Genomic DNA, 22,288 nt, shown 5'->3' with positions numbered 1-22,288 from the left:
CTTGCCCCGGGGTGCTGTGGGGCGGGCTTCAGGCGGCCCGGGTTTCATTCCTTCGTGTACAACTCCTCGATGTCCGCCGCGAAGTCCTTGGCGACCGCGGCCCGGCGCAATTTCAGCGATGGCGTCAGGTGCCCGGACTCCTCCGTGAAGTCCACCGGCAGCACCCTGAAGCGGCGAATGGACTCGGGCCTGGACACCAACTTGTTGGTGTCCTCCACGGCGCGTCCGAGCTCCGCAAGCAGCGCGGCGTCCCGGCAGAGCTCCTGCCGCGGCACATCCTGCTTCTTGTGCATCCGGCGCCAGTGGGCGAGGCCGTCCGGTTCCAGGGTGATCAGGGCGGTGATGTACGAGCGGTTGTCGCCGATGACCATGCACTGGCCGACCAACGGGTGGGCCCGCAACCGGTCCTCCAACGGGGCCGGGGCGACGTTCTTGCCACCGGAAGTGACGATCAACTCCTTCTTGCGGCCGGTGATGGTGAGGTAGCCAGCCGCGTCCAAGGCGCCGATATCGCCGGTCGCAAACCAGGCGTCGGCCGTCCGGGCGGGGGTGATCGTGCCGCGCTCGCCGTCCCAGTAGCCGGCGAAGACCTGACCGCCGCGCAGCAGCACCTCCCCGTCATCGGCTATCCGGACCGCACCACCCGGCAACGGCCAACCCACCGTGCCGAGCCGGGGCCCCAGCGGGGGCGTGACGGTGGCGGCGGCGGTGGTCTCGGTCAGGCCGTACCCCTCGAAGACCGCCACGCCCGCGCCGGCGTAGAACGCGGCGAGCCGGTGCCCGAGCGGGGAGCCGCCGCAGATGACGTAGCGCACCTTGCCGCCGAGCGCGGCCCGGATGCGGCGGTAGACCAGCACGTCATACAGCGCACGGGCGGCCTTGAGCCCGAGGCCAGGCCCTGGCCCCGTGCCGTGTTCGGCTGCCTCGACGGCCTCCCCGTACCGCTGCGCGATGCGCGCCGCGCGGTCGAAGGATGTGGCACGGCCCATCGTCTCGGCCGTGGCCCGCCCGGTGTTGTAGACCTTCTCCATGACGTAGGGGATGGCCAGCAGGAACGTCGGTTGAAAGCTTGCGAGGTCGGCGAGCAGGTCCTCGGTCTGGATGCTTGGCGCATGGCCGAGGCGTACCCGGGCGCGCATACAGCCGACCGCGATCATCCGCCCGAAGACATGGGCCAGCGGCAGGAACAGCAGCGTTGCGGCGGGTTCCGTGCTGGCCGCGCGGAAGACCGGGTGCAGCAGTTCGATGCCGTTGTCCACCTCGGCGAAGAAGTTCGCATGGGTGAGGACGCAGCCCTTGGGGCGGCCGGTGGTGCCCGAGGTGTAGATGAGGGTGGCGATGTCGGTGGGCCCGCGCTCGCTTCTGCGTCTGGCCACCGCCTCATCGGGTACGTCCCTCCCGCTGGCGCTGAGCTGGCCGATGGCACCCGCGTCAAGCTGCCACAGATGGGCCAGACCCGGGAGTTGGGAGCGCTCCCCGCTGATCAACCGCGCCTGCTCGACGCCTTCCACGGCACACGCGGTGGCGCCCGAGTCATGCAGAATCCAGCGGGCTTGCAGCGCGGACGAGGTCGGGTACAGGGGAACGGTGACCAGCCCTGCGGCCCAGGCGGCGAAGTCGAGCAGCGTCCACTCGTAGGTCGTACGCGACATGATGGCCAACCGGTCGCCGGGGCGCAGGCCGTGCGCGATGAGCCCCTTGGCGGTGGCGAGGACAGCGGACGCGAACTCGGTCGTGGTCACATCCCGCCAACTCCCGTCCGGCTGCTTGCGGCTGAGCACGGTCTCGGTCGGCGCCTGGGCCGCGTTGTCGAACGGGATGTCCCCGAGCGAGCCGTGGGTGACCTCGGGTACGAATGCCGGCACGGCCGCTTCCCGCACCACCCCGGCCACGACGGTCTTCACCGGCTCGACCAGCACGGGCGACCCCGCGGACGGGGAAGGGCCGGGGCGGGTATGAGGGCTGGGGCTGGGGCTGGGGCTGGGGCGGGAGTTGGGGGTGGGGCGGGCGTCGGAGGTGGGGTAGGCGTCGGGGTCGGATGTGCTGGGCGTGCTGGGTGGGTTGCTACGCGGGCTGGGGAGCGCCGAGCGTGCGGATCGCCCGGACCGCGCGGGTTGCTGCTGGGACACGTACGGCTCCTGGTCGTTCTGAATGACTCCTGGGAGGTGGTGCGGTGCATGAGCGAGGTGGATGGGGTGCGGTGAGAGCTGAGGCGGCGCAATGGAGCACTGGGTTACGGCGTATCGACCGGCCGGAATGTGGTGACTGGTCGGAGGTGTGACCAACGGCCGGGGCGTGGTGGCCGGTGTGCTGGCGGACGTTCGGGTTCACCGTGCGTCCGGCGAGGGGTGGGCCGCCGGGTGCAGGGCGATTCGCTCAGGCTGTCGGGCGTTCATCCTCGACCAGATCCTGACCCGGCAGTAACCTTACTTGCAAGTAAAGTACGCGAGATAGAGGAGTTGGCCAATGCCCGATCGCTGCCTTCATTCCACTGGCTCGGTGCCCGGCCGTTTCCTCACCTACCGGCTGGGGTTGCTTCGGCCCATGCCGCTTCGACCCATGCCGCTGCGTCTCAGCCTGTTGGGGGCGTGATGAGCACCAAGCGGCTGCCCCATCCGCCGCGCCTGATGCCCCTCTTGGCCAAGGGGGCTCTGGCGGGTCTCGGCAAGCGTCCGGGCAACCGCTCCCGGCTGCCCGGAACCACGCTGGTCCTGCCGTCGCTACGGGCCGACCCGGGTCGAGTGGCGTCGTACGCGCACCTGTGTGGCTTCACGCGGCCCGATCCCAAGCGCGCGGCGGCCGATCCCGAACGCCCGGCGGCCGATCTTGAACGCGCGGCGAGCGCCCTGCCGTTGACGTACCCACACATCCTCGGCTTTCCGCTCGCGGCCCAGCTCATGAGCGCGCGCGCCTTTCCGTTGCCGCTGCTCGGGCTGGTGCACACCGCGATCGAGATCACCCAGTACGAGCCGCCGCGGCTGGCCGACAACCATGAGGTGCGGGTGTACGCGGAGGGCCTCGTTCCGCACCGCAGAGGTACGGAGGTCACCATCGTCACGGAGTTCAGGCGGCACGGGACGACGCTGTGGCGGGACCGCAGTACGTATCTGGCCCGGCATCGCACGCCCCGCGAAGCGCCCGCCGGCAGGGATTGGGCGGCGCCCGGCGCCCCTGGGCGGTCCGGCGCACTGGGCAGCGCACAGTCCGCTTACCCCGCGCACCCTGTGCGCACTGCGCAAGATGTTCGCGATGCGCGCGCCGCGTCGCTCGCCGGCATGGGCGCCGACGCACCCCTGCACAGCATGGTCACCGGGGCGCCCCTTTCCGGCATGAACGTCGCCGGGGCGTTCCTCCCTGGCGTGGCCGCCACGGGGGCGGGTGACGGCGCGCTGCCGGTGCGGGCCGAGTGGCAGCTCCCTGCCGACCTGGGCCGACGGCACGCCGCCGTATCCGGCGACTACAACCCCATCCACCTGACCCGCCTTACCGCCAGACCACTCGGCTTTCCGCGCGCCATCGCTCACGGCATGTGGACGTTCGCCCGCTGCCTGGCGGAGGTGGTCGATCCGACCCGGCCGCAGGTGTGCGTACGGGCGACCTTTCGGCAACCGGTGCTGCTGCCGGGTTCGGTGCGGTTCGGCTGCGACGACACCCGCTTTGACCTGCGCGACGGGCAGGATACGGCCCGCCTGCACCTGGAGGGAGAGGTCCAGCACCCGTAGGAGCATGCGGCCGGGCGGCCCGCCGTCAGGTGCTCGGCGTCCATCTCTGATCGCGCATGAGGTTGCCCAGGCCCGCCCATGCGAAGTTCATCAGCGTCGCCGCCGCCTCCTTCGCCGAGGGGCCGCCCGGCGAGCCTGCCCAGTCGGCCATCGATTCGGCGGCGCCCACCAGCGCGTAGGCGAGGCCCGCTACCTCGCGGTCGGCGAACTCCGGGTCGCAGTCGGCCTCTTTGGCCGCCGCGCCAATGAGCTGTTCAACGAAGCTGACCAACTCCGCCCGCATGACCGCCACCTCACGCACGAAGGGTTCGCCCTGCGTACGCGCCTGGCTATGCAGCACCGCCCAACCGTCCGGGTTCGCGGCCGTGTACGCGAAGAGGCCGCGCAGCCCGCTCCACAGTTGCCGGTCGGCCGGCACGTCCCGTTCAACGGCTGCCCGCACCGCCGCCACCAGCGCCTGCGCCTCACGCCGAATGCAGGCGGTGAACAGCTCTTCCTTGGAGTTCAGATACAGATAGACCAGCGGCTTGGACACCCCGGCCAGTTCGGCTATGTCGTCCATGGAGGCGGCTCGGTAACCCCGTCGCGCGAACGTCTGCACGGCGGCGTCGAGCATCTGCTGCTCCCGCACCGCACGCGGCATCCGCTTGCTTTTACCGCCACCCATGCGTAACGCCCCTCCGAAAACAAAACTTACTGACAAGTAAGGCTACGTTCCCCATGTGGGCATCATCCCTGTTCATCATCGCTGGCGAGAAGTGATCGGCAGCGCAGGCGGACCCGCCGGAGTGCCATCGCCCCGCGCACCACCCTCCCCTGCCGTCCCGCCAGGGCGCCCTGCCCCGCGAACCGCCCTGCCCGGCTGTGCTGGGCCGCTCCCAGCACAGCCGGGCACGCATGGCGGTGCCCCGGTCGCAGCCGGCGACCGGGGCACCCGCACCGTGCGGTGCGTGTCGAGCTACATCCATGCGCCCGCGGACGGAGCCTTCGGGCGAGCACGGGGCCTTCGTGCGCGCTACGCCGGCGTTGGCAGCGCGCTTTCGGACTTTTCGAGGTTCTTCGAGCTCTGCGCGTCCTCGTCCAACGGCGAGGAGGAGGCCGTCTCGTACATCCGGTGGTCGAGGATCTTCTCGCGGGCCGAGACCAAGACCGGGACCAACGCCTGGCCCGCCACGTTGGTGGCGGTGCGCATCATGTCCACGATCGGGTCAATGGCCATCAGCAGGCCGACGCCCTCAAGCGGCAGGCCCAGCGTGGACAGCGTCAGCGTGAGCATGACGGTCGCACCGGTCAGGCCCGCCGTCGCGGCCGAGCCGATCACCGATACGAACGCGATCAGCAGGTAGTCGCCGATGTCGAGTTGGACGTTGAAGATCTCGGCGATGAAGATCGCCGCGATGGCCGGGTAGATCGAGGCGCAGCCGTCCATCTTGGTCGTGGAGCCGAACGGCACCGCGAAGGACGCGTACTCCTTGGGCACCCCAAGCCGCTCGGTGACCTTCTGCGTCAGCGGCATGGTGCCCACCGACGAGCGGGAGACGAAGGCGAGCTGGATCGCGGGCCAGGCACCGCGGAAGAAGTGCACCGGGTTGAGCTTGGCGACCGTAGCGAGCAGCAGCGGGTAGACGCCGAACAGGACCAGGGCGCAGCCGACGTAGATGTCGGCGGTGAAGGTCGCGTACTTGCCGATCAGGTCCCAGCCGTACTCCACGATGGCGGTGCCGATCAGGCCAAGGGTGCCAAGCGGCGCCAGCTTGATGACCCACCACAGGGCCTTTTGCAGCAGTTCCAAGATGGCTTGGCTGAGGGTGAGGATCGGCTCGGCCTTCTCGCCGAGTTTCAGGGCGGCGACGCCGGCGACGGCCGCCATGAAGACGATTTGTAGGACGTTCAGCTCGGTGAACGGCGTGATCACGTTCTCCGGCACGATGCCGGTCAGGAAGTCGAGCCAAGAGCCCTTGTACTCGGGCTTGGCGCCATCCGCGGAGGTGAGTCCGGTGCCGGAGCCGGGGTTGGTGACCAGGCCGATGACCAGGCCGATGGCCACGGCTATCAGCGAGGTGGCCATGAACCACAGCAGGGTGCGGGTGGCGAGCCGGGCCGCGTTGTTGACCTTCCGGAGATTGGTGATCGACACCAGGATCGCGAAGAAGACCAGGGGGGCGACGGCGAGCTTGAGCAACTGGATGAAGATCGAGCCGATCTTGTCCAGGGCGGTGATGAGCCACTGGACGTCACCGCTACGGGCGGCCCAACCCAGCAGCGCACCAGCGACGAGGCCGAGGAGGATCTGCGCCCAGAAGGGAACCCGCAGGACGCGCGGAACGGACAGGCGTGGGGACGACAACGGACACTCTCCGAGGACAGACGGATGCCAGGTCAGGGGGGATGGAGCGGGGGCGGCGCCTGGAGTTTTCCGCTGACGCGGGATCTCCGGCCGCTGCGCGCACGTTCAGAGGCGGCGACAGGCCGCGGACAGACAGCGGCAGAGATCGATGTGCAGGCGCGCCACGAGCGGGACGCTCATGGGGAATCGGTGCGCGGCTGCCATCTTCATGCCAATGACGTTAACACTTTAACTTTGGGGAACTCAAAGCGTTTCTTTGAGATGGATCGCCTTCTCCATCTCATCGAGAGGGTGCGCGCGCTGCACATCACGCCCCCTCCGCACGCCCTGCATCCCCGTGACACGCCCTTCGGAAACGCCAACGCCCCCTCCGCGGACGGCAATGCGCGGAGAGGGCGTACGGAAAGAGTCATTCGGGTCGTTACGGGCCGGGGCCGCGGCTTCGACCGGGGGTGTGAGGAGCCTTACACCCCGTCTTCCTGAGTCTGGTTCGCGACCAGCCGGTCCTTCGCGCGGTCCACCTTGACGACGAGCTGCTCAGACATCTCGTCGCGCTGCTTGCGCAGCAGCACGAAGCTCAGGGGCGCCGACACCACGATCGACAGCAGCAATACCCACAACAAATTGGAGTCGCCCAGGCCCGAGGGCACAACGCCGAAGTGGACCAGGCCCCACAGGACCAGGAAGCAACCGACGAAGATGCCCAGACGCATAGCGGTGTAACGGAGCGTGGCGCTCGGCGTGAGAGACACGGCTGGTCTTCTTTCTCCCGGGGGTACTGCGGTTTCTACCGGATGGTGCTCGCCTACCCTGCTAGTGAATCACGCCGGAAAAACGCCACGAAAGGCGCCTCCGACGCCCGCGTGTCCCCCGTTCCCACGCCCCGGCGTACCGGCCTACCGGCGCCCCGGCGTACCGGCATCAGCCCAACCGCAGCCACATGGCGATGTCGTCCCGATAGTCGTCATCGGCCACCTTGATCGACTCGGGTACGCGGCCGACCTCCTTGAAGCCGAGCGTGGCATAGAAGCCGTCCACCCCTGTCCCGCCACGCACCCCGAGGCGCAGCGACTGAAAGCCCAGGTCGCGCGCCATATCGATGGCTTCACGCAGCATCGCTTTACCCCGACCGCCGCCCTGAAGCGCAGGTTCGATCATGACCGTGACCAGCGTGGCCCAGTGCAGCATCAGCCGATGCCGGTTGGCCGCGATGAAGACGGTGCCGACCAGCCGACCGTCCGCGTACGCCGCTAGCAGCCGCGCCCCGCCCCCACGCACGGCGTCGAGCTGTTCGCATGCCAGCGGCCGAACGTCGCTGTCCTCGACGGACGGCACAAAGCCCACCGCACCGCCGGCGTTGGTCACCTCGACCCATAGCCGCACCAACTCTTCTTGGAGCGCGGGGGTGAGCTGCGGATCACGCACAAAAGTAAGGGTCATGAAGGGACACTAACCATTACGCATCCGGAGCGCACCCCTCCACGACTGTGATCCACGCGGCAACGAGCGGTGCGCAGGGCCGGTGCCGCAAGTGGAGGGCAGGGCCGGGGGTGGGAGGCCAGGAGGCATCCCGGCCAGCGGGCCGGGAGCCAACGCATCGGAGGCCAGGCATCCGCAAGAGCGGGAGGCCAGGCCCCAGGGGACGCCGCCGCGTTCAGCTCAGCGCTTCGGCAGCCACCCGTAGATCCGAGACCAGGCCGGCGAAGGCCGCCTCGCGGTCGTCCGCACGCAGCACCGCCGAGGGGTGGATCGTGGCGACCAGACAGTCGCCCGCGGTCTCGTACGCGCCGATGGCCGGGCAGGGCAGCAGCAGGCCGCGCTGTTTGGTGACCCGGAACGAGGAGCCGAGCAGCGCCTTGCCCGCCGTCGCGCCGAGCGCCACCAGCACCTCGGGCTCGATCAACGCCAGCTCGGCCGCGAGCCAGGGCTTGCAGGCGCCCATCTCGCGCAGGCTCGGTGGCTTGTGGATACGGCGCTTGCCGCGCTCGGGAACGTGCTCGAACTTGAAGTGCTTGACCGCATTGGTCACATACGTCTTATCCGGATCGATCCCGGCCTCGTCCAGCGCCCGGGTCAGCACATGCCCGGCAGGCCCGACGAACGGGTGCCCCTTGCGGTCCTCCTGATCGCCCGGCTGCTCACCGATGAGCACCACTCGGGCGTCGGCATCCCCGGCGCCGAAGACGGTCTGGGTGGCGGGGGCGTGCAGCGGGCAACCCCGGCAGTCGGCCGCCGCCTTACGCAACCCTGGCAACTTGGCGCGCGCCGGCACGAAGGGCCCCGCGTCATACGCCTGCTCCGGCTCAGCCGCTTTCCGCGCCCCGGCGCCGTCACCCTCAGCGCCGCCGTTCCCAGGCTTGCCCGCGCCCTTGCCCGCGCTCGTGCGGCCAGGCTCCGTCGCCGCCTGCTCGTCTTGTGTCCTGCTGCTACGGCTGGTCACCCGTGCCGGGTACCCCAGCGCGCCCGCCTCAGACGCGTCCGCCCGCGGCACCGCGCAAGGGCGGTGCCGCGGGCGGAGCCGCAGCAGACGGCAGGCAGGCAGGCAGTACAGCCGAGTCTTAAAGCCGCATGGCCTGGGGCGTCTCGCGGCGGTCCGGGTTGGGGCCCTCGTACTCGCGGATGATCTCGTAGCGCGTGTTGCGCTCGACGGGCCGGAAGCCCGCGTCCCTGATCAGGTCGAGGATGTCCTCGCGGGTCAGCTTGTCGGGGGTGCCGAAGTTGTCCGCGTCATGCGTGATCTTGTACTCGACGACCGAGCCGTCCATGTCGTCAGCGCCGTGCTGGAGCGCGAGTTGCGCGGTGTGCACCCCGTGCATCACCCAGAAGACCTTGACGTGCGGCACGTTGTCGAACAGCAGCCGGGAGACCGCGAAGGTCTTCAGCGCCTCGGCCCCGGTCGCCATCGTCGTACGGGCCTGGAGGCGGTTGCGGACCTTGCCGTCCTTCATGTCCACGAAGTCGTGCTGGTAGCGCAGCGGGATGAAGACCTGGAAACCGCCGGTTTCGTCTTGGAGTTCACGCAGCCGCAGCACGTGGTCCACCCGGTGGCGCGGCTCCTCGACGTGCCCGTACAGCATCGTGCACGGGGTCTTGAGGCCCTTCTCGTGCGCGAGGCGGTGGATGCGCGACCAGTCTTCCCAGTGGGTGTCGTGGTCCACGATGTGCTGCCGGACCTCCCAGTCGAAGATCTCGGCGCCACCACCGGTCAGCGACTCAAGGCCGGCGTCGATGAGCTCGTCAAGGATCTCGGACGCGGAAAGACCGGAGATCTTCTCGAAGTGGTGGAGCTCGGTGGCCGTGAAGCACTTGAGGGAGACCTGCGGCAGGGCCTCCTTCAGGGCGCGCAGCGAACGGGGGTAGTAGCGCCAGGGCAGCGTCGGGTGCAGGCCGTTGACGATGTGCAGCTCGGTGAGGTTGTCACCCTCCATCGCCTTGGCGAGCCGGACGGCCTCCTCGATGCGCATGGTGTACGCGTCCTTCTCCCCCGGCTTGCGCTGGAAGGAGCAGTACGCGCACGAGGCCGTGCACACATTGGTCATGTTGAGGTGGCGGTTGACGTTGAAGTGGACGACGTCGCCGTTCTTGCGCGTGCGCACCTCATGCGCGAGGCCACCGAGCCAGGCCAGGTCGTCGGACGCGTAAAGGGCGATCCCGTCCTCCCGCGACAGCCGCTCCCCGGCGCGGATCTTTTGTTCCAGCTCCCGCTTGAGCCCCGCGTCATTCGCTGACAAGGCCATCGACCCAGCCATCCGGCGCCTCCATTACCTCTGTCCACCAAGCCTCACCGAGCGTACTCCCCACCCCGCGCGCCCCGGCCGCCCGACCCCAACCGCCCCCTACTGCCCCCAGCCACCCAGCCCCCGTATGCCTCGGCCGTCCCCACTTCGCAAGCCCGACCGTGCCAGCCGCACGGTCGCTCAAACGTCCTCGGGGAGCTCCCCTACCCGGTTCTCCCACTTGGTGGAGAGCACGATCGTCGTCCGCGTACGGGAGACGCCCTTGGTGCCGGACAGCCGGCGGATGGTGCGTTCCAGGTCGTCCACGTCGCCGGCGCGGACCTTGAGCATGTACGAGTCGTCGCCCGCGATGAACCAGCAGTCTTCGATCTCTGCCAGATCGCGCAGCCGCTGCGCCACGTCCTCGTGGTCCACCGCATCGGAGAGCTGGATGCCGATCAGGGCCGTCACGCCAAGGCCGAGCGAGGCGGAATCCACGGTCGCGCGGTAACCAGTGATCACCCCGGCCGTCTCCAGACGGTTGATCCGGTCCGTAACGCTGGGGCCGGAGAGACCTACGAGCCGGCCCAGCTCCGCGTAGGAAGCCCGACCGTTCTCCCGCAGGGCCTGGATGAGTTGCCTGTCCACCGCGTCCATGTGACGGCACGCACCTTTCAAAGTTCTGCGATCTAGCCGATTTGGGTGTAGAATCTAAGGCATGCAGGGCGATAAGTCCTGCGAATTGCTAGCTGAATTACCTCAATCGACGACGATTCTTCAGGAGTGAGCTACCCCTTGTACACGATCGAGATGGCATACGCCCGCATGCGCGAGCTGCAGGAGCTGGCCAACCGCTCGCGTGCTCAGCAGACCGCCCGCCAACACCAGGCCGCGGCCAAGCCGCGCAGCGGTCGTGCGAAGAAGCGCTAAGCGCCTCCACCGCACCGCATCCGCCTGATTCGGCCCGCCGCACGGCGGTGGGCCACCGCGTACCGGCGTCTTCGCGTTCCGCCGGACCCGCTCCCTCAATAGGACGCGCCGCCGCGGCGGGGTGACGGCTCAGCGCTGCATGACGCGCAGCCCCACCCGCTCGCTGACCCGCTCCCTGGCCAGCGACCGCCGCGGCACCCTGAAACTCCCGGTGGACCAGCGCGGCACTACCCCGCACGGCGAGAGCCACTGGCGCCACCGAGCTCTCCCTCCCAACGGCGGTACAGCTTGTGCGGCACTCCCGCCGCGTCGAGCGCCCGCCCGGCGACGAAGTCCACCAGTTCTTGGATGTGCGTCGCCCCTGCGTAAAACGCCGGTGAGGCGGGCAGCACCACTGCGCCCGCCTCATCGAGCGTGACCAGGTGCTTGAGCGTCGGCCCGGTCAGCGGCGTCTCCCGCAGCGCGACCACCAGCGGCCTGCGCTCCTTGAGCGTCACGCTCGCCGAGCGCTGCAACAAGTCTTTTGACAGCCCGAGCGCAACCCCGGCCACACACGCCGTGCTCGCCGGGACGATGATCATGCCCTGTGTCGGATACGAGCCGGACGATGGGCCCGCCGCCAGATCACCAGCTGCCCAGTAACGCACGTCGGCCACCGCCGCGTCACCGCTGCTGAAGCCGCTAGAGCCGCCAAAGCCGCCGCCGGGGACGGTGCCGTCGAACGCGTCCGCGCTGCCGTCCGCACCGCGCGCCAGCCACCGCCCAAGGTCCGCGCGCCAGTGCGCGTCGCGGAAGGAGATGCCGGTCTCATCGAGCAGCGTCAACCGGGCGGCCCGGCTGATCACCAGGTCAACGGCCTCGCCCGCGCGCAACAGCGCACGGATCACGGAGGCCGCGTACGGAGTGCCGGAGGCGCCGGAGACCCCTACGAGCCAGGGGCGGCGCTGGGATGCGGGTTGGAGTTTTTCCACGGCCCGAGCCTATCCGGCACCCCGTCGTGCCCGTCCGGCCACCGGGCGTTCCGCACCCCCATGGCGGGAGCGGGACACGGCGGGCGTGCGTCAGGGCCCGGCGCACTCGGATCATGCGCGCTACCCGAGCAGCCGGGCACCGGGCAACCCGTGCGCCCGCCGGGGCGCCAGCACACCATCGCGAGCCCGCGCCCGCGCCCACTTGGGCAGCGAACTGTTACAGCGTCAGGCCGCGCGTGAACAGGTCCGCCAGCGTGCAGACGAACAGCACGATTCCGATCACGCCGTTGACCGTGAAGAACGCCCGGTTGAGCCGGGACAGATCGTGCGGGCGCACGATCGTGTGCTCGTAAGCGAACGCCGCCACCACGACCACAAGGCCCAGCCAGAACAGCAGGCCCGCTTCGGTCGCCAGCGCGTACCAGACCAGCAAACCCATCGTCACCACATGGCAGCCCCGCGCCCCGTACAGCGCCGCTGGGATGCCGAACCGGGCCGGGACCGACTTCACGCCGTGCGCCCGGTCGGCCGCCACGTCCTGGCAGCCGAAGATGAGGTCGAAGCCGCCGATCCACACGCCGACCGCGAGCCCGAGGAGCACCGCATCCGATGACCACTCGCCGCTCACCGCGATCCACGCGCCGACCGGTCCCATCGCCTGCGCGAGGCCCAGTATCGCGTGCGGGAAGTGGGTGAATCGTTTCCCGTACGGATAGACCACCATCGGCACCACCGCGACCGGCGCCAGCACCAGGCACAGCGGGTTGAGCAGGGCCGCGGCGCCCAGGAAGACCACGAGTGCCACCAGTGCGCCGGTCCACGCCGAGCGCACCGACATCGCCCCGGTGACCAGTTCGCGCCCTGCCGTGCGCGGGTTACGCGCATCGATCTCGCGGTCGATGATGCGGTTGGCGGCCATCGCGAACGTCCGCAGCCCCACCATCGCCAGCGTCACCAGGAGCAGCAGCCTCCAGTGGATGTTCTCGTCGCGTTCGTACATCGCGGTCAGCGCGGCGATGTACGCGAACGGCAGCGCGAAGACCGAGTGCTCGATCATCACAAGCCGTAGGAACGCTTTGACCCTGCCGGGCTGGGCGGGCTCGGGCCCAAGGATTTCCGAAGTTGCCGAATCAGCGCTCATGGCGGCGGCCTCAGAGGCCGTACTCCTTCCAACGGCGGGTCACCTTCGCGGCGGTCTCCGGGTCGGATGTGACCATCTCCGGCCAGCCGCCGTCTCGCGTGTACCCCTCTTCGGGCATCTTCCGCGTCGCGTCGATGCCCGCCTTACCGCCCCAGAACTGCTGGTACGAGGAGTGGTCGAGGTGATCGACTGGCCCCTCGACAACGGTCAGGTCGCGGGAGTAGTCGGTGTTGCCAAGGGCACGCCAGGAGACATCGTGTAGATCGTGGACGTCGCAGTCCGCGTCCACCACGATGATGAGTTTGGTGAGCGACATCATGTGCGCGCCCCACACGGCGTGCATCACCTTCTGCGCGTGCTTGGGGTAGCGCTTGTCGATCGAGACGATCGCGCAGTTGTGGAAGCCGCCCGACTCCGGCAGGTGGTAATCCACGATATCCGGAATGATGATCTTGAGCAGCGGCAGGAAGAAGCGCTCGGTGGCCCGCCCGAGCGGCCCGTCCTCGGTCGGCGGGGGGCCGACCACGATCGACTGGAGCAGCGGGCGCTTGCGCATCGTGATGCAGTCGATGGTCAGTGCGGGGAAGTCTTCCTGCGGCGTATAGAAGCCGGTGTGGTCGCCGAACGGGCCCTCCGGAAGCATGGTTCCCGGTTCGAGCCAGCCCTCCAAAACCACCTCGGACTGCGCCGGCACCTGGAGCGGAACCGTCTTGCAGTCCACCATCTCGACCCGCTTGCCCCGCAGAAACCCGGCGAACAGATACTCGTCGATGTCGGCGGGCAGCGGGGCGGTTGAGGCGTACGTCACGGCCGGCGGGGTGCCGAAGGCGATCGCCACCGGCAGCCGCTCGCCCCTGCGGGCGGCGACCTGGTAGTGGTTGTGGCTGTCCTTGTGGATCTGCCAGTGCATTCCGATGGTGCGCTGGTCGTGCCGCTGGAGCCGGTACAGGCCCAGATTGCGCACGCCGGTCTCGGGGTCCTTGGTGTGGGTCAGGCCCAGGTTGAAGAACGAACCGCCGTCCTTCGGCCAGGTGAACAGCGCCGGAAGCCGGTCGAGGTTCACCTGATCACCGGTCAGCACGACCTCGTGAACCGGCGCGTCCTTGACCTTCTTCGGCGGCACATGGGTCATCCCGGCGAGCTTGCCGAACGCCTCGCGCACCCCGGTGAAGCCCTGCGGCAACTCCGGCTTGAGCAACCCGCCGATCTTCTCGCTGATCTCCTCGTACGAGGAGAGCCCGAGCGCCTTGAGCAACCTGCGGTCGGTCCCGAAGACGTTCATGGCCAGCGGCATCGCCGAACCCTTGACGTTCTCGAAGAGCAGGGCCGGGCCGCCGGCCTTCTGCACCCGATCGACGATCTCCCCCACTTCCAGATACGGGTCTACTTCGGCCTTGATGCGCTGAAGGTCACCATCGCGCTCCAGCGCCCGCAGCAGCGAGCGAAGATCGTCATAAGCCATGCGGCCAAGTATCCGACACGGACTACCCTGGACACGTCACTGGGGCACCGCTCCCAGCGCGCCCCGCGCACACCGACATCACCGCACCATTGCGGCGACAGCACTGCGACATCAATCAGGGAGCCGCCCAGCATGCTCAGGTATTTGCCGTTCCTGCTGGTTCTGGCGCTGTGGATCTATACGTTCATCGACTGCCTGAACACCCCGGAGGAAGAGGTACGCAAGCTGCCGAAGGTGGCATGGGTCATCATCGTGCTGCTCTTCGGCGAGGTGCTGATCGGGCCCATCGCCTGGCTCACGGTCGGCCGGCCGCGCAAGACGGCTCGGGGCGGCGCGCCGGGCGCCGGCTTCGGCAAGACGTTCGGTTCGCGCCGCGGCGGCGGCTGGGTCGCCCCGGACGACAACCCGGAGTTCCTCAAGTCGCTGCGGGACGAGAAGGCCCCGGGCAACAAGTCCGACCCTGACTCCAGCCCTGGCACCGGCACCTCGGGCACTCCCGGCACCCCCGGCTCTCCCGGAACCGGCAGTGGCCCCGGGTCCGGCACCTCCGGTCCCTCCGGCACCTCCGGCCCTGGGTCGGGCACCCCTGGCACTGGCTCTGGCACCGGCACCGGCGCTAGTGACCGTAAGCCCGATGCGGACCGCCGAGACGACGACGGCCCGGAAGGCCCGCAGCGCGGGTAGGCCGGGCGGTCGCAGCTGGCGACGTGCGCGCCGCGCCCTTGCGCGCCGGCGCACGCGCCCGTTGAGCCTCGATGCCGCTTGCCTGGCAGCCGAGAGCTCGGCCCCAGGCTCGGGGAACTAGCTCCCGCGCGGTCGATCTCCCGCCCGCGCCGCGATGCCGCGCTCCACCACCGCCGTCGTGCTCGTCACGACGCCCGCCCGCAGTCCGGCGCAGTTTTCGCGGGCCGTGCCGGGCGCCTTCTCCGGGTCCACCGTGACGACCCGTACGCCCAGAAGATGGCGGGTCTTTCGGTCGAATATCCACTCCTCGCGCTCGCCGGAAGTGTCATCGAACCTGGCCACCGCCGTCCCATGGCGGCCCACCGCATCCACCGCGTCCTTGATGACGACCACCCCGGGGATGCGCGCCGCCGCCCGGTACAGCGCCGCCTCCGTCGCGGGCGGCAGCACCGACTCCGTCAACATGCCGCCAACCGACCGGAAAACCTGCTGGTCATTCGGCCGCCCCGCCAACGTCACCGCGTACAAGGTGCGCAGCAGCGTGGCCGGGTCGTTCGGCAGGTGCTGGAGGTGACGGTAGGCGGTGGAAGTGGGGTTCGGCGCATCCGGGTTCAACCTGATCCGCTCCCCGGGGAACTGCTCGCTGCGCAGCAGCCCGGCCTGGGAGCCGTCCACCGAGCGCCAGATCTGCCGCTGCCGCAACGGCTCGATGCCGGTGCACAGGGCCTCGTCGGTGGAGTCCGGCAGCGCCGCTCTCTTGGAGCGTACGTAGGTGAACTCCCCGTCGCGCGGCCGTATGTCGGGCTTCTTCTCGGCAGCCGTGGCGATGTGCGCCAGCAACTCGGGCGCACCGCCCTTCTCGTCGCCGCCACCGTGCGCCCCCGGTGCGAACGTACTGCTCGCGGCGGGGCCTTCGATGTGCTGGAGACGAGCGGGCCGCTGGCTGCCCGAGCTGTCGGTCGTCGAACGCACGATCACGATGATGACCGTGATGACCATCGCGATGGCCACCGCGGGCCCTGTCCACTCCGGGCTCAGCAGCCGCGCCCCCAGCGACTGCGCCAATGACGGCGGCTGGCCCGCTGGGGGCGTGCCCGATGGCGCGGTGGCTGGCTCTGTTGCCGGTTCGGGGGCCGGTTCCGCTGCCGGTTCGGCCCGCTCGGGGTCGGCCGGGCGCCCCGCCGCGCCGGTCGGCTCAGCCGCGCCGGTCAGTTCGGCCGCGTCGTCCTCTCGTGCAGTTCCCTGGCCCTGATGGATTTCTGTCACCGCAGGCCCCACCAGGGAACACCCGTACCAGGGCAGCGCCCTGGCAGGTCACGGTGACCCCGCACGCACGCTCCCCCGTACGCCCGCGCGTACGCCTGTCCGTACGCCCGCGCTCGCACGGGTCTGCGGTAGCGCGCCCGCGCGATACGACACCTCGCGCTCATCAGTTCCCCCCTCAGCGGGCATGGCCTGGCAGCGCGGCCAGCCCTCCCCCGTCCGCGACCGTCCCCGGTCCGCCGTCATGTGTCGTGACGCGGCGGCGCGCCGCTCGACCCCTACAAGGGAGACGCTGCTAGGGCACGCAAGGTTGTTACGGACGCTGCCCCACCTTGTTCACCACCGCGCGATCGAGGATCGCCGAGGTGCCGGTGACCGTTCCGGCCTCGGCTCCGTCCATGCCCTTGAGCAGCACACTGCGTGCGCCGAGGTACTGCTGCGTGGTCCGGTCGAAGATCCACTCGTCGCGGATGTCGTTGTTGTCGTCCACCCGCGCGACCGCAACGCCGGTACGTCCCGCGGCGTCCACCGCCTCGTCCACCACGACCACCCCGGGAATGCGGCCCGCGGCCCGGAACAGTGCCGCGCTCACGTCCGATGGCACCAGCGACTCGTTGATGAGGTCACCCACGAGGACGAACATGCCCTGCTCCGTGTCCTCGGCATCGCCCTCGATCGCCGTTTTCCGCAGCCACTCGTACATCCGGTCCGGGTCAGTGGGCAGGGTCTGTAGATGCCGGTAGCTGTCGCTCTGGTCATAGCCGAGTTCGCCCGGTTGCGCTTCGGGCTCGAAGCTGTAGGGCTCGCGGCCCTCCTCACGGGCCAGCCCCTTGCCCGTGCCGTCCACCGAGAGCCATGCCTCGCGCCGGTGCAGCTTGTCGATGGTGAGGGGCTTGCCCTCCTCCGCCGTGGACCAGGCCACCTTGCTGTTGACGTAGACGAACTGGTCATCGCGGATGGGCCCGTTGAGCTCCGAGCCCTTCGACTTCTCGGCGACGGTTGCGATGCGGTCCAGGAGTTGCGGGGCGCCGTCCTGCTCATCGGCTCCCACGTTGGGCGCGAAGGCGTAGGTGGCCGTGCCGTCGCGGCCGATCCTGGCGCCGTCCTCGTCGCCGCCGGTCAGGGTGAGAGTGACCAGCGCGGCAACGGCGAGCGCGCCGGCGATGGCCGGGCCCGCGAACGCCGGGCGCAACCAGGGGCGGCGGGGGGCGGGCTTCCCTGGTGCGGACGCGCCGGGTGTGGACGCGTCGGGGGCGTACGCATCGCGTACGGGCCGCTCCTGCGTGGGCTGCCGGATTTCGCTCATCAGGTGCTCCTTGAGGAGGTGGTGGCGGCCCCGCGGGAGGTCCCTCTCGGGGACGGACGGAAGGTCATTCATCGGTTTCCCTCCTGGATGGGCCTGGCCGCGGTAATGCGGCCACCTCTCATCTGTCCGCGGCCGGCGCCGGGTTCCCACCGCTTTGCGATGTTCTGCTCCGCGCCCGGCGCCGCCTCGGGCGCGGCACCCTGGACACCCTCGGCCCCCGCCGAGCCAGCAGTCCCCCTGGCGCCCCCGGCGCCCTGCGCGCCCTGCGCGCCCTGCGCGCCCACCGCGCTGCCCCGCGCCCCGCCGTCGCGCCTGGCTCGCCGCTCGCCCCGCCCGGAGTCCACCGCGGCGGCCAGCTTCTTACGCGCCCGGGACAGCCGGGACCGTACGGTGCCCACCGGCACTCCCAGCGCCTCGGCAGCCGACGCGTAATCAAGCCCTGCCCACACGCACAGGGCGAGGACCTCCCGTTCGGGCCGGCGCAGGGCCTCCAGCGCGGTCTCGACGTCCGCCAGCAACTCCGAGTCGTCGATCCGGCTGGCGACCTCGTCGGCGAAGTCACGCTCAGCGGCCTGAGGTGGCAGCCGGGACATCGCCGCGGTGTGCCGGCGAGCGGCCCGGCGCGTATTGCGCACCGTGTTGGTCGCGACGCCCAACAGCCACGGCCGCAGGCTGCTGCCCTCGGCATCCACCGTGCCCCGCAACCGCCACGCCTCTAAGAAGGTCAGCGACACCACGTCCTCGGCTGTGGACCAGTTGCCGGTCAGCCGGTAGGCGTGGTTGTAGACGGAGCGCGCATAGGCGTCGAAGAGGCCCGCGAAGGCAGCGGGGTCCCCCTGGCGTATCCGCGTCCGCAGTGTTGTCTCCACATCAAGGACTGTCCGCGCGACAGCGGCCGGTTCCCGTGACCTGAGCCACAGGAACCGGCCGCCGCCGGACACACACCGCCAAGGGTCACCGCAGGGCGGCTCAGACCCCCGCGTACGAGTGCTTGCCGGTCACGAAGATGTTGACGCCGTAGTAGTTGAACAGGAAGCAGGCGAAGGCGATGAGCGCCAGGTAGGCGGCCTTGCGGCCCTTCCAGCCCGCCGTGGCCCGGGCGTGCAGGTAACAGGCGTACGCGACCCAGGTGATGAACGTCCAGACCTCCTTGGGGTCCCAGCCCCAGTAGCGGCCCCACGCCTTCTCGGCCCAGATCGCGCCGGCGATGAGGGTGAAGGTCCACAGCGGGAAGACGGTCGCGTTGATGCGGTACGCGAACTTGTCGAGCGTCGCCGCCGAGGGCAGCCGCTCCATGACCGAGGCGGCGAACGAACTCGGCTGCTTGCCCTCCGGGTTCTCCAACTTGGTCTCGTAGCGGTCGCGGAAGAGGAACAACGCCGTCGCGACGGCACCCAGGTAGAGCACGGCGCCGGAGATGATCGCGCAACTGACGTGAATCCACAGCCAGTACGAGTCGAGCGCGGGCACGAGCTGATCACTGCTGGTGTAAAGGACCGAGACCGCGAGCCCCAGGTCGAGCAGCGCGGTGGTGACCAGCGGCAGGCCGATCCAGCGCACGTTCTTGCCACACGCCAGGAGCACCACGTACGCGACGACCGCCACCATCGAAAGGGTGATGGAGAACTCGTACATGTTGCCCCAGGGGGCCCGCTCGACCGACAGCGCGCGGCTGAGCACGCCGCCGACGTGCAGCAGCGCGGCGAGCACCGTCAGCGAGACGGCGATCCGCCCGTACAGGTCGCCCTTCTCGGTGCCGCCCGAAGCCCCGGGACCGTCCGGTACGTCACGGGTACCGGCGACCGAGCGGGTGACGACCTTGGGGCGCTCCAGGACGGCGGTGCCGCCGCCCTTTTCCGCGACCCGCACGGTCACCGTGGACGCCCGCTGGGCCCCCGTCGTGGACCCGGCCAGCGCCGCGGAGGTACGGCTGACCTTGCTGCGGCTGCCGAACACCCACTCCGCGATGTAGGCAATGAAGGCCAGGGTGTAAACCGCCATGGCCGAATAGATCAGCACATTGCTGGTATTGGCCAAATTCTCGTTGGCTGCGGCAGCGAGATTCACGCGCGCGCTCCTTCGGCAGGATCTGTTGACTCAGATTCCGGTTCCGGTTCTGGTTCGGCGGGTGCGTCCGCCTGCAAGGCCACCGCCAGGTCGGCCAGCTCCTCGGGGAGCTTGGCGGACTCACTGCGGCCGAGCCCGGCCATCTCGACGACCGTTTGGCCGTCCTTGCCGGGCACGGCACGTACCCACACCCGGCGGCGCTGAATGAACAAGGACCCGGCCAGCCCGATCAGCGCGGCGACCGCGCCGCTCAACGCCAGTTCGTTCCCCGGCTGGTGGGAGATCTGGAAACTGGCCCAGGTCTTGATGCCATCGAACTCCAGCGAACCGGCACCGTTCGGCAGCGTCATCGTCTCGCCGGGCAGCAGCTTTTGCGCGAACGCCTTGCCGTCCGGGTTCTTGAACTGCTTCATGTTGTCGGTCTTGAGCTGGTACACGTTCTGCGCAAGACCGCCGTCGATACCGAGCCTGCCGTGGTACGCGGTGAGGAAGAGCACCGGGTTATCGGGCGCGGGGAACTGCGAGAACATCGTGTGTGCGTCGGCTCCACCCCAGGTCGGCACGAAGAAGCCCTGGAAACCGAGCTGCTCCTTCTTACCGTTCTTGTCACGGTAGTCGGGGACCTTGATCACGCCCGATGAGGTGAGGTTGGGGTCCTGTTGGAGGAAGGGCACGGCGCCCTTGTACGCGATGTCGCCCTTGCCGTCCCTGACCGTGACGACCGGCGCGTACCCGGTGGAGAGCAGGTAGACCTTGTTGCCCGCGATCTCCAGCGGCTCGTTGACCTCGATCGAGGTCTTCTTCTCCTTGCCGTCCGCGCCCTGCCAGTACTTCACATGGGCACGGAACTCGCGGGCGGTGCCGCGCTGCGATCCGGAGCGCTCGTAGCGTGCGTCGAAGCTGTCCAGCGAGAAGCCGAAGGGCTCCAGGTTGTCCTTGTCGAAGAAGGCGCCGGACTTGAAGTCGTCGTACTGGGTGAGGCTGTTGGTGAACCCGTCCTGGTCGCCCTCGGTGATCAGCTTGCCGCCCTCGGACTTCCACAACTGGCCCACGGCGAAGGCCACCAGCACCACGATCAGCGCGATGTGGAAGAGGAGGTTGCCGACCTCGCGCAGATAACCCTTCTCGGCGGCGACCGCATCACCCGCCACATGGGTACGGAACCGGCGCCCCCGCAGCACCTTCCGGGCCGCCGCGAGCACCTGCTCGGGCTCCGCCTCGGTGCGCCAGGTCGTGTACGCGGGAAGCCTGGTCAACCGGCGCGGCGCGGCCGGCGGACGGCTGCGGAGCTGGCCCACGAACTGCCAGGTCCTGGGCACGATGCAGCCGATGAGGGAGACGAACAGCAGGATGTAGATCGCCGAGAACCACACCGAGCTGTAGACGTGGAACATCCCCAGCTTCTCGTAGAGCGGGGTCAGCCTCTCGTGCTGGGCCTTGAACGCCTCCACCTTGACCGGGTCAACGCCGCTTTGCGGAATGAGCGAGCCGGGGATGGCACCGAGCGAGAGCAGCAGCAGGAGCAGCAGGGCGACCCGCATCGACGTGAGCTGTCGCCAGCACCAGCGCAGCCAGCCGAAGACTTCCCGACCGGTCCAGGCCAGCGCGCCCAGTACGCCGGGGGCGCGCATGCCGCCGAACGAGCCGGGGACGGCCTGCCCCTCGACGGGAGCCGTGGACAACTGCGTCCCGGCGGCCCCCAACTCGGCCGCTTCAGCGTCCACCTTGGCTTTGCGCTGGTCCTTGACGCTGCCGGGCTGGGCCTCAGCGCTCGGCTGGTCCGTGTCGCTCGGCTGGTCCTCAGCGCTCGCCTGGCCCGTACCGCTCGGCTGGTCATCGGACGCCGTATCAGCCGTCTTGTTCTCGGCGTCGGCGTCGGCATCGGTGTCGGTGGTGGCCATGGATCAGATCCCAACGTTGAAGCTGGAGGTCCAGACCCGCATGTCGTCCATCATGCGATCCCAGACTCCCGTGACGAGCAGCAGGCCGAGCGCGATGAGCATCCCACCACCGATCCGCATCACCCATACGTAGTGCCTCTTGACCCAGCCGAACGCGCCCAGTGCGCGCCGGTAGGCGACGGCCACCGCTATGAACGGCATGCCGAGGCCGAGGCAGTACGCGGCGGTGAGCAGCGCCCCGCGCCCCGCGCTCGCCTCATTGAACGCCAACGCGTTGACGGCCGTGAGGGTGGGGCCCAGGCACGGCGTCCAGCCGATGCCGAACAGCACTCCGAGCACCGGCGCGCCCGCCAGGCCCACCGCGGGCTTTTGGTGGAAGCGGAACTCGCGCTGCCCGAAGCCCTTCAGTACGCCCATGAAGGACAGTCCGAGCACGATGGTGACGATCCCGAGCACCCGAGAGATGGTCTCCTTGTGCTGCTGGAGCTCCCAGCCGAAGTTGCCGAACAGTGCCCCGCCGGAGACGAAGACTGCGGTGAAACCGAGTACGAAGAGCGAGGCGCCGGCGAGCATCCGGCCCCGCCGTGCCTCGCCGAGATCGGTGCCGGTGACGCCGGTCACGTACGACATGTAGCCGGGCACCAGGGGCAGCACGCACGGCGAGAAGAAGGAGACCAGACCACCGAGGACGGCAACCGGCAGCGCCACCAGCAGGGCGCCGGTGAGGATGGTCTGGTTCGGGTCGGTGGCAGCGGCGAGAACGCTCATGTCGCTGGGA

20 protein-coding genes are annotated in these 22,288 nt (G+C 69.4%); 3 read left to right on the top strand and 17 right to left on the bottom strand.

Features of this window, described 5'->3' with window-relative positions; translation table 11 throughout:
* Positions 1–44 precede the first annotated feature (44 nt).
* The gene (locus tag FHS42_RS24475; protein ID WP_312867027.1) at positions 45–1,919 is read right to left on the bottom strand and encodes an AMP-dependent synthetase/ligase; all 1,875 of its coding nucleotides are present in this window, start codon (positions 1,917–1,919) and stop codon (positions 45–47) included.
* 672 nt (positions 1,920–2,591) lie between these two features.
* On the opposite strand from FHS42_RS24475, the gene FHS42_RS24470 reads away from it, so the two are divergent.
* Positions 2,592–3,722, top strand: coding sequence for a MaoC family dehydratase (locus tag FHS42_RS24470; RefSeq protein ID WP_184575495.1), 1,131 nt, complete (start codon positions 2,592–2,594; stop codon positions 3,720–3,722).
* A 25-nt stretch (positions 3,723–3,747) separates the two neighbouring features.
* Here FHS42_RS24470 and FHS42_RS24465 read toward each other — a convergent pair whose 3' ends face one another.
* From FHS42_RS24465 to FHS42_RS24435, 7 genes are all read right to left on the bottom strand, one after another.
* Positions 3,748–4,389 (bottom strand): TetR/AcrR family transcriptional regulator, encoded by a 642-nt coding sequence (locus FHS42_RS24465; RefSeq protein ID WP_184575493.1) that lies wholly within the window; start codon positions 4,387–4,389, stop codon positions 3,748–3,750.
* Between the two features lie 348 nt (positions 4,390–4,737).
* Positions 4,738–6,069 carry a dicarboxylate/amino acid:cation symporter gene (locus FHS42_RS24460; RefSeq protein WP_246495359.1) on the bottom strand — a complete coding sequence of 444 codons (1,332 nt, stop codon included), beginning with the start codon at positions 6,067–6,069 and terminating at the stop codon, positions 4,738–4,740.
* 464 nt (positions 6,070–6,533) lie between these two features.
* Positions 6,534–6,821: a DUF4229 domain-containing protein gene (locus FHS42_RS24455; RefSeq protein ID WP_312867018.1), complete on the bottom strand. Its 288-nt coding sequence runs from the start codon at positions 6,819–6,821 to the stop codon at positions 6,534–6,536.
* Positions 6,822–6,990: 169 nt separating this feature from the next.
* Positions 6,991–7,509: a GNAT family N-acetyltransferase gene (locus FHS42_RS24450; protein ID WP_184575491.1), complete on the bottom strand. Its 519-nt coding sequence runs from the start codon at positions 7,507–7,509 to the stop codon at positions 6,991–6,993.
* A 214-nt stretch (positions 7,510–7,723) separates the two neighbouring features.
* On the bottom strand, positions 7,724–8,341 hold the full coding sequence (locus tag FHS42_RS24445; RefSeq protein ID WP_312867026.1) for a UdgX family uracil-DNA binding protein: 618 nt from the start codon (positions 8,339–8,341) through the stop codon (positions 7,724–7,726).
* 286 nt (positions 8,342–8,627) lie between these two features.
* Complete coding sequence (mqnE, locus tag FHS42_RS24440; RefSeq protein ID WP_184575717.1) at positions 8,628–9,806, bottom strand: aminofutalosine synthase MqnE; 1,179 nt, start codon at positions 9,804–9,806, stop codon at positions 8,628–8,630.
* 180 nt (positions 9,807–9,986) lie between these two features.
* A complete protein-coding gene (locus tag FHS42_RS24435) occupies positions 9,987–10,442 on the bottom strand; it encodes an Lrp/AsnC family transcriptional regulator (protein WP_184575488.1) in 456 nt (151 codons plus the stop codon).
* Positions 10,443–10,568: 126 nt separating this feature from the next.
* Here FHS42_RS24435 and FHS42_RS24430 point away from each other — a divergent pair, with 126 nt between their 5' ends.
* Entirely contained in the window at positions 10,569–10,715 is a 147-nt protein-coding gene (locus FHS42_RS24430) for a hypothetical protein (RefSeq protein ID WP_184575486.1), read from the top strand.
* A 227-nt stretch (positions 10,716–10,942) separates the two neighbouring features.
* Here the strand turns inward: FHS42_RS24430 and FHS42_RS24425 are convergent, their stop codons facing one another.
* The 3 genes from FHS42_RS24425 to FHS42_RS24415 all read right to left on the bottom strand — a co-directional run bounded on the left by FHS42_RS24425 (position 10,943) and on the right by FHS42_RS24415 (position 14,289).
* Positions 10,943–11,686 carry a UbiX family flavin prenyltransferase gene (locus FHS42_RS24425; protein ID WP_184575484.1) on the bottom strand — a complete coding sequence of 248 codons (744 nt, stop codon included), beginning with the start codon at positions 11,684–11,686 and terminating at the stop codon, positions 10,943–10,945.
* Between the two features lie 217 nt (positions 11,687–11,903).
* Entirely contained in the window at positions 11,904–12,827 is a 924-nt protein-coding gene (gene mqnP / locus FHS42_RS24420; protein ID WP_184575482.1) for a menaquinone biosynthesis prenyltransferase MqnP, read from the bottom strand.
* Positions 12,828–12,837: 10 nt separating this feature from the next.
* Entirely contained in the window at positions 12,838–14,289 is a 1,452-nt protein-coding gene (locus FHS42_RS24415; RefSeq protein WP_184575480.1) for a menaquinone biosynthesis decarboxylase, read from the bottom strand.
* Positions 14,290–14,421: 132 nt separating this feature from the next.
* Between FHS42_RS24415 and FHS42_RS24410 the strand changes: the two genes are divergently transcribed.
* On the top strand, positions 14,422–14,973 hold the full coding sequence (locus FHS42_RS24410) for a PLD nuclease N-terminal domain-containing protein (protein WP_184575478.1): 552 nt from the start codon (positions 14,422–14,424) through the stop codon (positions 14,971–14,973).
* A 117-nt stretch (positions 14,974–15,090) separates the two neighbouring features.
* Here FHS42_RS24410 and FHS42_RS24405 read toward each other — a convergent pair whose 3' ends face one another.
* The 6 genes from FHS42_RS24405 to FHS42_RS24380 form a co-directional block, all read right to left on the bottom strand.
* A complete protein-coding gene (locus FHS42_RS24405) occupies positions 15,091–16,239 on the bottom strand; it encodes a CU044_5270 family protein (RefSeq protein WP_184575476.1) in 1,149 nt (382 codons plus the stop codon).
* Positions 16,240–16,549: 310 nt separating this feature from the next.
* A complete protein-coding gene (locus FHS42_RS24400; RefSeq protein WP_184575474.1) occupies positions 16,550–17,614 on the bottom strand; it encodes a CU044_5270 family protein in 1,065 nt (354 codons plus the stop codon).
* On the bottom strand, positions 17,611–18,411 hold the full coding sequence (locus tag FHS42_RS24395) for an RNA polymerase sigma factor (RefSeq protein WP_184575472.1): 801 nt from the start codon (positions 18,409–18,411) through the stop codon (positions 17,611–17,613). The genes FHS42_RS24400 and FHS42_RS24395 overlap by 4 nt, the downstream gene beginning before the upstream one ends.
* A gap of 100 nt (positions 18,412–18,511) precedes the next feature.
* A complete protein-coding gene (gene ccsB / locus FHS42_RS24390; protein WP_184575470.1) occupies positions 18,512–19,609 on the bottom strand; it encodes a c-type cytochrome biogenesis protein CcsB in 1,098 nt (365 codons plus the stop codon).
* On the bottom strand, positions 19,606–21,510 hold the full coding sequence (gene resB / locus FHS42_RS24385; protein WP_184575468.1) for a cytochrome c biogenesis protein ResB: 1,905 nt from the start codon (positions 21,508–21,510) through the stop codon (positions 19,606–19,608). Before resB ends, ccsB begins: the two co-directional genes overlap by 4 nt.
* 3 nt (positions 21,511–21,513) lie before the next feature.
* Entirely contained in the window at positions 21,514–22,278 is a 765-nt protein-coding gene (locus FHS42_RS24380; protein WP_184575466.1) for a cytochrome c biogenesis CcdA family protein, read from the bottom strand.
* Positions 22,279–22,288 lie beyond the last annotated feature (10 nt).

This window comes from Streptomyces zagrosensis (assembly GCF_014203645.1).
Taxonomy (GTDB): domain Bacteria; phylum Actinomycetota; class Actinomycetes; order Streptomycetales; family Streptomycetaceae; genus Streptomyces; species Streptomyces zagrosensis.
The sequence above is the reverse complement of the archived record's forward strand: the minus strand, read 5'-3'. Positions and strand labels throughout refer to the sequence as shown.

Coding starts and splice junctions, on each gene's coding strand:
- FHS42_RS24470 (WP_184575495.1), top strand. CDS start 2,592: ATGAGCACCAAGCGGCTGCCCCATCCGCCGCGCCTGATGCCCCTCTTG.
- FHS42_RS24465 (WP_184575493.1), bottom strand. CDS start 4,389: ATGGGTGGCGGTAAAAGCAAGCGGATGCCGCGTGCGGTGCGGGAGCAG.
- FHS42_RS24450 (WP_184575491.1), bottom strand. CDS start 7,509: ATGACCCTTACTTTTGTGCGTGATCCGCAGCTCACCCCCGCGCTCCAA.
- mqnE (WP_184575717.1), bottom strand. CDS start 9,806: ATGGCCTTGTCAGCGAATGACGCGGGGCTCAAGCGGGAGCTGGAACAA.
- FHS42_RS24435 (WP_184575488.1), bottom strand. CDS start 10,442: ATGGACGCGGTGGACAGGCAACTCATCCAGGCCCTGCGGGAGAACGGT.
- mqnP (WP_184575482.1), bottom strand. CDS start 12,827: ATGAGCGCTGATTCGGCAACTTCGGAAATCCTTGGGCCCGAGCCCGCC.
- FHS42_RS24415 (WP_184575480.1), bottom strand. CDS start 14,289: ATGGCTTATGACGATCTTCGCTCGCTGCTGCGGGCGCTGGAGCGCGAT.
- FHS42_RS24410 (WP_184575478.1), top strand. CDS start 14,422: ATGCTCAGGTATTTGCCGTTCCTGCTGGTTCTGGCGCTGTGGATCTAT.
- FHS42_RS24400 (WP_184575474.1), bottom strand. CDS start 17,614: ATGAATGACCTTCCGTCCGTCCCCGAGAGGGACCTCCCGCGGGGCCGC.
- resB (WP_184575468.1), bottom strand. CDS start 21,510: ATGGCCACCACCGACACCGATGCCGACGCCGACGCCGAGAACAAGACG.
- FHS42_RS24380 (WP_184575466.1), bottom strand. CDS start 22,278: ATGAGCGTTCTCGCCGCTGCCACCGACCCGAACCAGACCATCCTCACC.